Below are 12,071 nucleotides of genomic sequence, written 5' to 3'. Positions count from 1 at the left end.
CGCGTTCGCCTACTCCCGGTTCGCCCGCCAGGTGCTCGGCACCCCAGGCGGCCTGCAGGTCGACCCGGGCGGTGGCGTCCGAGACCAGCCGGCCGCCGGGCAGCAGCCCGGGCAGGCAGCCGGCCTCCAGTGCGGCCAGTTCACCGGCCCGGCGCGGAATCCAGGCCCACCGGATGTTCCGGGCTTCCAGTTCGGTGATCGCGGTCAGCAGACCCGGAACCAGCGATGCCCGCTCCCCGACCAGGACGATGGTGTCGGCGTCCAGTTCGTCGGCGATGGCATCGAGGGCGTCCACCTCGCCGCCCGGCGCGGTGGCTACCAGCCTGGCGCCCATCTTCGCCGAGCCGTTGGTGAGGAACGGCGCGATGGCGGTGATCGCGGTGGAGTTCTGGCGCCATGCCTTGCGCAGCCGCAGGAAGACGATCGGTGACTCGTCCTCGGGCTCGAAACCGACCAGCACGACCTTCCTGGCGTTCTCCAGGTCGGTGTAGGTGACCGAGTCCTCCAGCGTGCGGCCGACGACGTGGGACGCCAGGAAGCTGGCCTCGTCGGGGCCGTAGGGGCGGGCGCGGAAGTCGATCGAGTTGGTGCCGAGCACCTGGCGGGCGAACCGGGAGTAGGCGAACGCGTTCTCCAGTGTGAGCCGGCCACCGGTGAGCACGCCCACCGAGCTGCCGGCCGCCTTCAGCCCGGCCACCGCCACGTCGATCGCCTCTGGCCAGCTCGCCGGCACCAGTTCAACGCCGCGGCGGACCAGCGGGTGGGTCAGCCGGTCGTCCTGCCGGCCGTAGTAGAACCCGAAGCGGCCCTTGTCGCAGTTCCACTCCTCGTTGACCTCGGGGTCGTTACCGGACAGCCGGCGCTTGACCTGGAAGTGCCGGTGGTCGATCCGCAGCTCGCAACCGGCGGCGCAGTTCTCGCAGGTGGACACGGTGCTGACCAGGTCGAATGGCCGGGCCTGGAAGCGGTAGTCGGCGCTGGTCAGCGCGCCGACCGGACAGATCTGGATGATGTTGCCCGAGAACAGGCTCTCGTAGGGGCGGCTGGCGTAGATGCTGATCTGGCTCAATCCGCCGCGTTCGGCCAGCGAGATGAAGTCGTCGCCGCTGATCTGGGCACCGAATCTGGTGCAGCGCTGGCACAGCACGCAGCGCTCCCGGTCGAGCAGGATCTGGGCGGAGACGTTGACCGGCTTCGGATAGGTGCGCTTGACACCCTCGTAGCGCGACTCGCCCGGCCCGTGGCTCAGCGCCTGGTTCTGCAGCGGGCACTCGCCGCCCTTGTCGCAGATCGGGCAGTCGAGCGGGTGGTTGAGCAGCAGGAACTCCAGCATGCCCTCCTGCATCTTGGCCACCGCCGGGCTGGTCTCGGCGGTCTGGACGACCATGTTGGGCATCACGGTCAGTGCGCAGGCCGGTTGGGCCTTCATGGGGCGCCCGTTGCCGGCGTCCGGCACCTCGACCAGGCACTGGCGACAGGCCGCCACCGGGTCAAGCAACGGGTGCTCGCAGAACCTCGGGATCTCGATGCCGATGTTCTCGGCGGCCCGGATGACCAGGGTGCCCTTGGGCACGCTGACCTGGATGCCGTCGATGGTTGCGGTCACCAGATCGGGGTTGACGACTTCGGTGCCCGTCTTCTGGTCGGTGCTCACTTGTCGGCCACCTCATTCACGGTGATCTTCTCCCGCTCATAGGGGAAGTAGACGGACTTCTCATATGGGAACAGCTCCCAGGCCGGGGTGTGGTAGCCAGCCTCGAACTCGTCCCGGAAGTACTTGATCGAGCTGGTGATGTTGGCGACGAAGCCGTCGGCCAACGTGCAGAAGCTCTTCATCGACACGTTGTCGCAGACGTCCAGCAGCTTCTCGACGTCACCGGTCTGGCCGCGCCCGACCTCCAGGTTGCGCAGCGTCTGCACCAGCCACCAGCTGCCCTCCCGGCACGGGGTGCACTTGCCGCAGGATTCGTGCTTGTAGAACTCGGTGTACCGGAGCGTCGCCCGCACCACCGAGACCGTTTCGTCGTAGGTCTGCAGCGCCTTGGTGCCCAGGATCGAGCCGGCCGCCGCGACGCCCTCGTAGTCAAGGGGGACGTCGAGGTGGTCGGCGGTGAGGATGGGCGTGGACGACCCGCCCGGGGTGAAGAACTTCAGCTGGTGCCCGGCGCGGATACCGCCGGCCAGGTCGAGCAGGGTGCGGAACGTGGTGCCCAGCGGTGCCTCGTACTGACCGGGACGCCGCACGTGGCCGCTGATTGAGTAGATCGTCGGGCCGGCCGACTTCTCGGTGCCCATCGACTTGTACCATTTGGCGCCGTTGGCGACGATGGACGGTACCGAGGCGATCGACTCGGCGTTGTTGACCACGGTGGGTGAGGCGTACAGGCCTGCCACCGCGGGGAACGGCGGCCGCAGTCGGGGCTGGCCGCGGCGTCCCTCAAGCGAGTCGAGCAGCGCGGTCTCCTCACCGCAGATGTAGGCGCCGGCTCCGGCGTGCACGACGACGTCGAGGTCGTAGTCGGTGCCGAAGATGCCCTTGCCGAGGTAGCCGGCCTGGTACGCCTCGGCGACGGCCTGCTGCAGCCGGCGGATCACGTGCAGTACCTCACCGCGGACGTAGATGAACGCGTGGTGGGCGTTGACCGCGAAGCAGCTGATGATGATGCCTTCCACCAGCGTGTGTGGGGTGGCCATCAGCATCGGGATGTCCTTGCAGGTTCCCGGCTCGGACTCGTCGCAGTTGATGACCAGGTACTTGGGGTTCGGGTTGTCCTGCGGGATGAAGCTCCACTTCACCCCGGTGGGGAAGCCCGCACCGCCCCGCCCCCGCAGGCCGGAGTCCTTGACCAGCGTGATCAGGTCGGCCGGTGCCATCGCCAGCGCCTTGCGGGCGGCGTCGTAGCCGCCGCCTGCCTTGTAGGTGGCGATCTTCCAGGCCTCCGGCTGGTCCCAGTTGTTGGTGAGGCTTGGGGTCAGGATGTCGACACTCACTTCGACGGTCCCTCCTCGAGTTGGGGAGCGGTCGGTGGTTCAGGGACCTTCCAGCCCTTCTCCCGGGCGATCCGCAGACCCTCCAGGGATGCCGGGCCGGCGGTGGGGCCCTCGTCGGCGCGGCCATCGGGGAAGCCGGCCAGCACCCGCTCGGCCTCGCGCCAACTGGTCAGCCGGGCGCCGCGGGTTGAGCGCACCTCGCGGCCGGCAGCCAGGTTGTCGATGAGCTCGCTCGCCTTCTCGGGGGTCATCCGGTCCATGAACTCCCAGTTGACCATCATCACCGGGGCGAAGTCGCAGGCCGCGTTGCACTCCAGCCGCTCCAGGCTGAACTTGCCGTCCGGGGTGGTCTCGTCCTCGTCGATGCCGAGCTTCTGCTTCATCTGGCCCAGCAGCACGTCGCCGCCCATCACCGCGCACAGCGTGGTGGTGCAGACCCCGATGTGGTGTTCCCCGGCGGGCTGGCGCTTGTACATCGAGTAGAAGGTGGCCACGCCGTTGACCTGCGCGGTCGAGATGCCCAGCACGTCGGCACAGGCCCTGACGCCGGCGTCGCTGATCCGGCCGTCGACGCTCTGCACCAGGTGCAGCATCGGCAGTAGCGCCGAGCGGGGCTCGGGGTAGCGGGCCACGATCTGGCGCATCTCCTCGATGGTCTCGGCGGTGATGCTGGTCCGGGGGTCGGCCGCGTCGATGCCGGACCCGTCGTCATAGGCCGAGACGAAGTGGTGCTCGTCGTGCAGGCTCATGCGGTTTCGCTCCTTGTAAACCTCGGGTTCGTCATCGGTCGACGCCACCCATCACCGGGTCGATGCTGGCCACCGCCATGATCAGGTCGCTCAGCATGGCGCCCTCGGTCATGATCGGCAGCGCCTGCACGTGGTTGAAGCCTGGGTCACGCATGTGGGCGCGGTAGGGCCGCTTGCCGCCGTCGGAGACCAGGTGGGTGCCCAACTCGCCGCCGGGGCCCTCGATCGCCACGTACACCTCGCCGGCCGGCACCCCGAAGCCCTCGGTGACCTTCTTGAAGTGGTGGATCAGGGCCTCCATCGACTCGCCCATGATGTGCTTGATGTGCTCGTTCGAGTTGCCCTGGCCATCGGCGCCGACGGTCAGCTCGGCGGGCCACTCCAGCTTCGGGTCCTGCACCCGGTACGGCTCGCCGGCGCTCTCGACCAACTGGTCGCGCACTTGCTCGAGGATCCGGATCGACTGCATCATCTCGTCGCAGCGGATCTTGAACCGGCCGTAGGCGTCGCAGCTGTCCTCGACACAGACGTCGAAGTCGTACTGCTCGTAGCCGAGGTAGGGCTGGGTCTTGCGCAGGTCCCACGGGTAACCGGTGGCGCGCAGCACCGGGCCGGTGGCTCCCAGCATCATGCAGCCGGCCAGGTCGAGGTAGCCCACGCCCTGCAGGCGTCCCTTGAAGATCGGGTTGTCGAGCATGAACAACGCGATCTCCGGGACGTTGATCCTCAGCTGCTTGATCAGCTCGTCCAACAGGTCGATACCGTCGTCGGGCAGGTCGTTCTGCACCCCGCCGGGACGGATGTAGGCGTTGTTCATCCGCAGGCCGGTGACCGCCTCGGTGAACTCCAGGATGCGTTCCCGCTCGCGCAGGCCGACCTCCTGCGGCGAGGTGGCGCCCAGCTCCAGACAGTTCGCGCCCACCCCGGTGAGGTGGGACGCGATCCGGTTGGTCTCCAGCGCCAGGATGCGCAGCTGGGTGGCGCGCCGGGGGATGTCGTCGGTGATGCCGAGCAGCTTGTCCACCGCCATCGAGTAGACGGCCTCGTTGTGAATGTTGGCCACGTAGTTCATCCGGGTCCAGAACGTCGGACCGTGCATCCAGGTGCGGAACTCGGCGTTCTTCTCGATGCCGGTGTGCAGGAACCCGATGCCGGGCCGGCAGCTCATCACGGTCTCGCCATCCATCTCGAGCACCAGCCGCATGACCCCGTGAGTCGACGGGTGCTGCGGGCCGAGGTTGATCACGATGATCTCGTCGGCCCGCTCGCGCTGCGATTCGATGATCTTCGCCCAGTCCGACCCGGTTGCCAGGTAGGCCTGGTCGACGGCCGGCTCACCGGGAACAGCGAAGACGTCCTCGTCGCCGGGGACGCCGTAGCTCGGCGTGGTCTTCTCGCTCATGCCTGGTAACTCCTGCGCTCGTCCGGGGGCGGCACGACCGCGCCCTTGTACTCGACCGGGATGCCGCCCAGCGGGTAGTCCTTGCGTTGTGGGAACCCGACCCAGTCGTCGGGCATCAGGATCCTGGTCAGCCCCGGGTGGCCGTCGAAGATGATCCCGAACATGTCGTAGGTCTCGCGTTCGTGGTAGTTCACCATCGGGTAGACGCTGCAGATGCTGGGGATGTGAGGATCCTCGTCGGGGCAGGCCACCTCGAGGCGGATCCGCCGGTTGTGGGTGTAGCTGAGCAGGTGGTAGACGGCGTGCAGTTCGGCACCGGCCAGGTTCGGGTAGTGGACGCCGGAGACGCTCATGCAGACCTCGAAGCGCAGGGCCGGGTCGTCGCGGAGCACCTTGACCAGCGGCAGCAGCTTCTCGCGCAGCACCACGAAGGTGATCTCGTCGCGCCAGACCAGCACCCGGGACGCGAAGTGTGGCACCAGCTCGGCCATCCGGTCGGCGACGTCGTCGAACCAGCCGCCGAACGGCGGCTGGGCGTTCCCGTTGAGCTGGATGATTCGGTGCATGCCGTCGAACCCGGAGGTGTCACCCGGGCCGTGACCGGGCCCCCACATGCCCTCACGCACCCCGATCACCGGGCCCTCGGCCTCGGTCTGGGCGAGCACCTGGTCGAGGTGGGTGTGCAGGTCCTCGCGGGTCAGCTCACCGCTCTGCTCGGGACCGGGTGCGGTGATGTCCCCGGCCAGCACCTCGGTCGGGCCGGCGGTGTAGTGGTCAGCGGTCCCGACGACCTCCGGGTCGCGGGGTTCGGCCGCCTGCCTGGCGCGGTCGGCCTGGCGCGGGGTACCCTCGCTGGCCGCCTCGTGGCGCTGCTTCTGCGGATCCTTGTCGTCGGGCTGGCGGGGCGTGTTGTCGGTGTCGCTCATCGCATGAGCCCCTTCCGTTCGAGCAGGGCCGGCGCCTCGAGGGCTGCCTGCTCATCCTCGGCGATCTGCTTCTCGCGGTTCGCGCCGATCGGGCCCCACTGGACCTCCTTCTCGCGCAACTGGAAGACCGCGTCGATCAGCATGTCGGGACGCGGCGGGCAGCCGGGGATGTAGATGTCGACCGGCACGATGTGGTCAACGCCCTGCAGCAGGGCGTAGTTGTTGAACATGCCGCCGGTGCTGGCGCACACCCCCATCGAGATGCACCACTTCGGGTTGGGCATCTGGTCCCACAGCTGCCGCACGACCGGGGCCATCTTCTGGCTCACCCGGCCGGAGACGATCATCAGGTCGGCCTGCCGGGGCGAGGCCCGGAAGACCTCCTGGCCCCACCGGCCGGCGTCGTGACGCGGGCCGCCGAACTGCATCATCTCGATCGCGCAACAGGCCAGGCCCATGGTCAGCGGCCAGAAGGACGCCTTGCGCGTCCAGCCGGCCACCGCTTCGACGGTGGTCAGCAGTATTCCTGAGGGAACCTTGTCTTCCAGACCCATCCGATCTTTCCTTCCGGTTCAATCCCAGTTCAGGCCGCCACGGCGGAGGTCATAGTAGTACGCCACGAAGACGGTCACGATGAAGATGATCATGGCGACGATGGCGAGCTGGTCGAGCATGTCGAAGGCGACGGCCCACGGGTAGAGGAAGACGATCTCGATGTCGAACATGATGAACAGCATCGCCGTGGTGTAGTACTTCACCGAGAAGCGACCCCCGTTGGCCGGCGGTGGGGTGGCCTGCAGGCCGCACTCGAAGGAGTCGTACTTCGTCCGGTTGAACCGCGATGGACCGATGATGGTGCTCAGCGGGATCGCGGCCAGGACGAAGATCGTGGCCAGGGCGACCAGCCCTGCGATGGGGATGTAGGCGTTCATGCCTGCCCCGCCCTTCTGCTCGATTCCTTCGTGGGGATCCTCCCCGGTTCGTCCCGGAGATGAAGCCGGGCAGCCAACCCCACGGTGCGGCCACCCAGCCCTATTCTGGCCCAGCCCGGTCCAAAGATCACGCTGCGGGAGCGATTCTGGACAGCGCGTTGATGAGCCTATCGTACGCGTCGCCGTCGTGTTCATCGGTGAGGTTGGCCAACAGTTTGTGCACCAACCTCATCAGCCGGCGCCTGGGCAGCCCGTAGGTGGTGCACAGCCGCATCACCGTCGGGTTGCCGATCAGTTTCACGAAGATGGTGCCCAGCCGGTAGTAGCCACCCCAGGCGGCCCTGACCTGGTCGGCGTAGGTGCCCAACGACAGCTCCGCACCGCGGCTGCCGAAGCCGCGGGCGTGCGCGTCGGCGATCGACCGGGCGGCCATCTCCGCCGACTCCATCGCGTAGCTGATGCCCTCGCCGTTGAACGGGCTGACCATGCCGGCCGAGTCGCCGAGCAGCAGCAGTCCGTCCTGGTAGATCGGCTTGCGGTTGAACGCCATCGGCAACGCGGCTCCGCGAATGGGTTGCAGCCGGTTCGCCTCCCGAAATCCCCATTCCTCGGGGGTGTTGTCCAGCCAGCGCCGCATCAGGTCGCGGTAGTCGGTCTTGCCGAACGCACTGCTGGTGTTGAGCATGCCCAGGCCGGCGTTCACGGTGCCGTCGCCCATCCCGAAGACCCAGCCATAGCCGGGCAGCAGGTTGGACTCGCCGGGCCGGCCGTCCCACAGCTGCAGGTAGCTCTCCATCCACTCCATCTCGTGGCGTGGGCTGGTGTAGTAGCTGCGCACCGCCACCCCCATCGGACGCCGGGGGTCGTGCTCGCGTCCCAGCTGCACACCCAGCCGCGCGGAGTTGCCGTCGGCGCCGACCACGATCGGGGCGCGGTAGCTGCGTCCGGACGCGTCGGTCACCCCCAGCACCCGTTGGCTGCGCTCGTGCAGGATCGGCCCGGTGACCCGGACGCCGGTGTGCAGCCGGGCGCCGGCCTCGACCGCGGTACCGGCCAGCAGGTCGTCGAAGACCGAGCGCGGGCAGACCAGCCCGTAGTCGGGGAAGTCGGCCAGTTCGGGCCAGGGCATGTCGAACGGCTCGGGACGTGCGCCGTAGACCCGCAGCCCCTTGTTGTGCAGCCATCCGGCCTGCGGGCTGGTATCGATGCCCAGCCGAACCAGCATCCGCACCGCGCGGGGGGTCAGGCCGTCACCGCACACCTTCTCGCGGGGGAACTCGGACTTCTCCAGCAGCAGCACGTCGAGGCCCTGCCGGGCCAGGAAGGTGGCCGCCGAGGAGCCGCCCGGGCCGGCACCCACGACGATGACGTCGGCGTCCTGCTCTTGTTGCGGACCAGCCAGGGACATGGTCGAGGCGCGTGGTCCGGCGATGCCGGGTGGCCGTGCGGGGTCGGACAAAATGGGCACCTCCTTGCCGATTGGCTCCGGGCAGTCTATCCACATCGTCCGGCCGCGCTACCGACGCCCTGCTCAGCGCGACGATGGTTCGCCGCCGGGCCAGTCGGGTAGCGTTCTGGGGATGATCGTCAATCCCGGGTCATCGCGACTGCACGCCGCCACGATTTCGATTCCCGACCCGGGTCTGCTGACCGACTTCCTCGGCCCGCGGGACGTCGCCTTCCTGCGCGGCCGGGAGGGATTCGTCGGGCTCGGGCAGATCGCGCGGTTCGAGACCGACTCGATGCTCGCCGCCGACGAGTGGTGGTCGCAGTTGGCCGCCACCATCGAGAACGAGTCGGAGATGCCCGGCCGGTACGGCACCGGACCGCTGGCCTGCGGCAGCTTCTGCTTCGACCCGGGCAACACCGAGTATCGGTCGGTGCTGGTGGTGCCAGAACTGATCATCGGCCGCCGGGGTGGCAAGTGCTGGCTCACCCGCCTGGGCTACGACCGGGTCACCCCCGAGCTGCCGGAGCGGGTCAGTCCGCCCAGACCCCCAGTCGGCCTGCGGTTCAGCCAGGGCAGTCTCAGCGAATCGGAGTGGATGGGCCGGCTGCGCGAGCTGACCGGGCGGATCCGGGACGGCGAGGCCCGCAAGGTGGTGCTCGCCCGCGACATCGTCGGCGAGGCGGACCGGCCGCTGGACCCGCGCTGGCCGCTCCGCGAACTGCTGAGCAGCTACGGCGGATGCTGGACCTACCTGATCGAGGGCCTGGTGGGGTCGACCCCCGAGATGCTGGTGCGCCGCCGCGACGGGCTGACCGGCTCGCGGGTGCTGGCCGGCACCATCCCGAGGGTCGACGGCGTCGACGACGTGCAGCAGGCGGCTCGGCTGGTGTCGTCGATCAAGGACCTCGAGGAGCACCGGCTGGCGGTCGAGTCGGTGGTGTCGTCGCTGCGCGGGCTGCTGACCGCGATGCACGTCCCCGAGGCACCCTACGTGCTGACGCTGCCAAACGTGATGCACCTGGCGACCGACGTGACCGGGGTGTCGGCGCAGCAGCACAGCACCCTGCGGTTGGCGCAGGCCGCCCACCCGTCGGCGGCGGTGTGCGGGTCGCCCACCGACGTGGCCCGGCGGCTGATCGCCGAGCACGAGCAACTCGATCGGGGACGCTTCGCCGGCCCGGTCGGCTGGATGGACACCCAGGGCGACGGCGAGTGGGCGATCGCGTTGCGCTGCGGACAACTGGAGGGCCCCGACCGGAACCGGATCCGGCTGTACGCCGGGGCCGGGGTGGTGGCGGCGTCCAACCCGCACACCGAACTGGTAGAGACCGAGGCCAAGCTGGCGCCGATGAAGTCGGCGCTGCGCGGCAGCTGGTGACCCACCGCGCTGGCCGTCCCGGCCGGCCGCGTCCCCGGACGATTATCCTGATCTGGTGCCGGCTACCCGATTCACCCCGGACAAGGGACCTCTCCTGCGCTCCCTGTCAGCCACCGGCGCCACCGTCGCCCTGGCCATGTCGTGGGTAGCCCTTTCCCCAAGTCTGCTGCCACGCAGCTGGTGGGCCAGCGGGCTGACGGTGGCGGTGTCCAGCATCTTCGGGTACGCAGTCGGCACCCTGCTGCAGACGGCGTGGATCGCGCTCACCCGGGCCTCCACGCTGCGGGTCAGTATCGACCCGGTGTGGGGCCGCTGGTTGCGGCGGAGCTGGTTCGCGCTGCTGGTCGCGACCACCTTGTGGTCGTGGGTGGCCAACGTACACCGGCAGGACCGGCTGGAAGCCCTGGTAGGCGTACCCTCGGCCGGTTGGGCCGGCCAGACCGGGGGCCTGCTGCTGGGTGCGGTGCTGTTCGCGGTGCTGCTGGGGGTTGCTCGCGGCGTCCGGAAGCTGGCGAGTTGGCTGAGCCACCGGTTCGCCGTCGTGCTGCCAGGCTGGCTGGCCCCGATCAGCTCGCTGGTCGTGGTGGGGCTGCTGGTCGTCGCGGTCACCAACGGGGTGGTCGTCCGACCGCTCCTGGAGACCATCATCGAATGGTCCGCGACCGCGAACCGGACCCCCTGGGACAACCGGGTGCCACCCATCGAGCCGACCCGGTCGGGCAGCCCGGCGTCCTGGGAGCGCTGGGACACCCTGGGCGCGCAGGGCCAGGCGGTGGTCGCCGACGGCCCCCGGGCCGCCGACATCGAGGCGGTCACCCACCGACCCGCCATCGAACCGATCCGCGCCTACGCCGCCATCGGCGACGACCGGGACATCGAGGCCACCGCCCGGGCGGTGGTCGCCGAGCTCGACCGGACCGACGCCTGGCAGCGGTCGTACCTGCTGGTCGCCACCGCGGTCGGCGAGGGCTGGGTCGAGGAGTACAGCCTGTCGTCGCTGGAGTACCTCACCGGCGGCGACTGCGCGTCGGCGTCGATGCAGTACTCCTTCCTGCCCAGCGGGCTGGCCTACGTGATCGACCGGGAGAGCCCGGCCCGGGCCGGCCGCGCGCTGTGGCAGGCGGTGCACCAGCGCTGGTCGCAGCTGCCGCCGGACGACCGCCCGGAACTGCTGGTCAGCGGTGAATCGCTGGGATCGTACGGCAGCCAGGCGGCCTTCGACTCACCCGAGCAGTTGCTGACCGAGGCGGACGCCGCGGTCTGGGTCGGCACGCCGAACTTCACCCCGCTGTGGTCGCACCTCACCGAGAACCGCCGGCCGGGCTCCCCGGAGGTGGCGCCGGTGATCGACAACGGACGCCACATCCGCTTCATCACCACCCCGGCCGAACTGGCGCACGACCACTACGGCGGCACCTACCTGCCGTGGCAGGACCCGCGGGTGGTCTACGTCCAGCACGCCTCCGACCCGGTGGTCTGGTGGTCGGTCGACCTGCTCTGGCGGGAACCGGACTGGGCGAGGGAACGCGCCGGCCACGACGTGGACGCCTCGATGCGCTGGCGTCCCTGGGTGACGTTCTGGCAGCTGATGCTCGACATGCCGGGCGCGCTCGATCCGGACGCCGGACACGCGCACAGCTACCGTTCGGTGCTGGTGCCGGTGTGGAATGCGGTTCTGGGCCAGCCCGCCGACGCCGACGAGGTGGCCCGGATTCAGCAGGCGATCAGCGCCTCGATCGTGCCGCGCTGACCCGGCGCCCTGACCCGGTCGGGTCGGGTCCGGGTCAGGTGACGCCGCGGGGCAGCAGGTCGAGCCGATCGGCCACCCGGACGGCGTCGCGTCGGCTGCTCACCCCCAGCTTGCGGTTGATCGACTTGAGGTGCTGCTTGACGGTGTTCACCGAGATGCCGAGCGCTTGGGCGATCTCGAGGTTGGAGCTCAGCGTGGGCAGGAACGCCAGCACCGATCGCTCCCGCTCGGTCAGCGGTTCGCCGCTGGGCAGTGCGACCGGCGCGGCGCTGGTCGGTGCGGCGGTCGCCCGGGCGTCGGCCAACAGCTGGGTGACGAAGTCACGGTGGCTGCCGACGACCTGCAGGTGACGACGCAGCAGCACGGGCAACCGTCCCTGCAGACCGGCGAACGGTTGCCGTACACCGTCGGCGACGGCGCGGTCCAGCCCCCGGCTGATGGCATCGATGGCGGACGCGTAGTGCCGCAGGGCGTCCTCGGCCAGACCCACCAG

11 protein-coding genes are annotated in these 12,071 nt (G+C 69.3%); 2 read left to right on the top strand and 9 right to left on the bottom strand.

Translation table 11 applies throughout. The features are described 5' to 3' along the window. The 8 genes from WBL05_RS11900 to WBL05_RS11865 all read right to left on the bottom strand — a co-directional run. The coding region (locus tag WBL05_RS11900) for an NADH-quinone oxidoreductase subunit G (RefSeq protein ID WP_424226178.1) at window positions 1-1,654 on the bottom strand (1,654 nt) is incomplete at its 3' end. Further along, window positions 1,651-2,991: an NADH-quinone oxidoreductase subunit NuoF gene (nuoF, locus tag WBL05_RS11895; protein WP_424226177.1), complete on the bottom strand. Its 1,341-nt coding sequence runs from the start codon at window positions 2,989-2,991 to the stop codon at window positions 1,651-1,653. The genes WBL05_RS11900 and nuoF, both read right to left, overlap by 4 nt. Further along, on the bottom strand, window positions 2,988-3,740 hold the full coding sequence (nuoE, locus tag WBL05_RS11890) for an NADH-quinone oxidoreductase subunit NuoE (protein WP_424226176.1): 753 nt from the start codon (window positions 3,738-3,740) through the stop codon (window positions 2,988-2,990). Before nuoE ends, nuoF begins: the two co-directional genes overlap by 4 nt. 31 nt (window positions 3,741-3,771) lie before the next feature. Next, a complete protein-coding gene (locus WBL05_RS11885) occupies window positions 3,772-5,142 on the bottom strand; it encodes an NADH-quinone oxidoreductase subunit D (RefSeq protein ID WP_424226175.1) in 1,371 nt (456 codons plus the stop codon). After that, window positions 5,139-5,828, bottom strand: a complete 690-nt coding sequence (locus WBL05_RS11880) for an NADH-quinone oxidoreductase subunit C (RefSeq protein ID WP_424226180.1) — start codon at window positions 5,826-5,828, stop codon at window positions 5,139-5,141. Before WBL05_RS11880 ends, WBL05_RS11885 begins: the two co-directional genes overlap by 4 nt. 236 nt (window positions 5,829-6,064) lie before the next feature. Next, window positions 6,065-6,622 (bottom strand): NuoB/complex I 20 kDa subunit family protein, encoded by a 558-nt coding sequence (locus WBL05_RS11875; protein ID WP_424226173.1) that lies wholly within the window; start codon window positions 6,620-6,622, stop codon window positions 6,065-6,067. Between the two features lie 18 nt (window positions 6,623-6,640). Beyond that, window positions 6,641-7,000: an NADH-quinone oxidoreductase subunit A gene (locus WBL05_RS11870; protein ID WP_424226171.1), complete on the bottom strand. Its 360-nt coding sequence runs from the start codon at window positions 6,998-7,000 to the stop codon at window positions 6,641-6,643. 127 nt (window positions 7,001-7,127) lie between these two features. Continuing rightward, complete coding sequence (locus WBL05_RS11865; protein WP_424226179.1) at window positions 7,128-8,408, bottom strand: geranylgeranyl reductase family protein; 1,281 nt, start codon at window positions 8,406-8,408, stop codon at window positions 7,128-7,130. 172 nt (window positions 8,409-8,580) lie between these two features. On the opposite strand from WBL05_RS11865, the gene WBL05_RS11860 reads away from it, so the two are divergent. Then, on the top strand, window positions 8,581-9,828 hold the full coding sequence (locus WBL05_RS11860; RefSeq protein WP_424226170.1) for an isochorismate synthase: 1,248 nt from the start codon (window positions 8,581-8,583) through the stop codon (window positions 9,826-9,828). Window positions 9,829-9,883: 55 nt separating this feature from the next. Then, the gene (locus tag WBL05_RS11855) at window positions 9,884-11,578 is read left to right on the top strand and encodes an alpha/beta hydrolase (RefSeq protein WP_424226168.1); all 1,695 of its coding nucleotides are present in this window, start codon (window positions 9,884-9,886) and stop codon (window positions 11,576-11,578) included. Window positions 11,579-11,612: 34 nt separating this feature from the next. Here the strand turns inward: WBL05_RS11855 and WBL05_RS11850 are convergent. After that, a partial coding sequence (locus WBL05_RS11850; RefSeq protein WP_424226166.1) for a helix-turn-helix transcriptional regulator occupies window positions 11,613-12,071 on the bottom strand: 459 nt, incomplete at its 5' end.

The sequence above is a fragment of the Brooklawnia sp. genome (assembly GCF_049651565.1).
GTDB lineage: Bacteria > Actinomycetota > Actinomycetes > Propionibacteriales > Propionibacteriaceae > Brooklawnia.
This window is presented reverse-complemented; position numbering and strand designations above follow the sequence as displayed.

Coding starts and splice junctions, on each gene's coding strand:
- nuoE (WP_424226176.1), bottom strand. CDS start 3,740: ATGAGCCTGCACGACGAGCACCACTTCGTCTCGGCCTATGACGACGGG.
- WBL05_RS11885 (WP_424226175.1), bottom strand. CDS start 5,142: ATGAGCGAGAAGACCACGCCGAGCTACGGCGTCCCCGGCGACGAGGAC.
- WBL05_RS11875 (WP_424226173.1), bottom strand. CDS start 6,622: ATGGGTCTGGAAGACAAGGTTCCCTCAGGAATACTGCTGACCACCGTC.
- WBL05_RS11870 (WP_424226171.1), bottom strand. CDS start 7,000: ATGAACGCCTACATCCCCATCGCAGGGCTGGTCGCCCTGGCCACGATC.
- WBL05_RS11865 (WP_424226179.1), bottom strand. CDS start 8,408: ATGTCCCTGGCTGGTCCGCAACAAGAGCAGGACGCCGACGTCATCGTC.
- WBL05_RS11860 (WP_424226170.1), top strand. CDS start 8,581: ATGATCGTCAATCCCGGGTCATCGCGACTGCACGCCGCCACGATTTCG.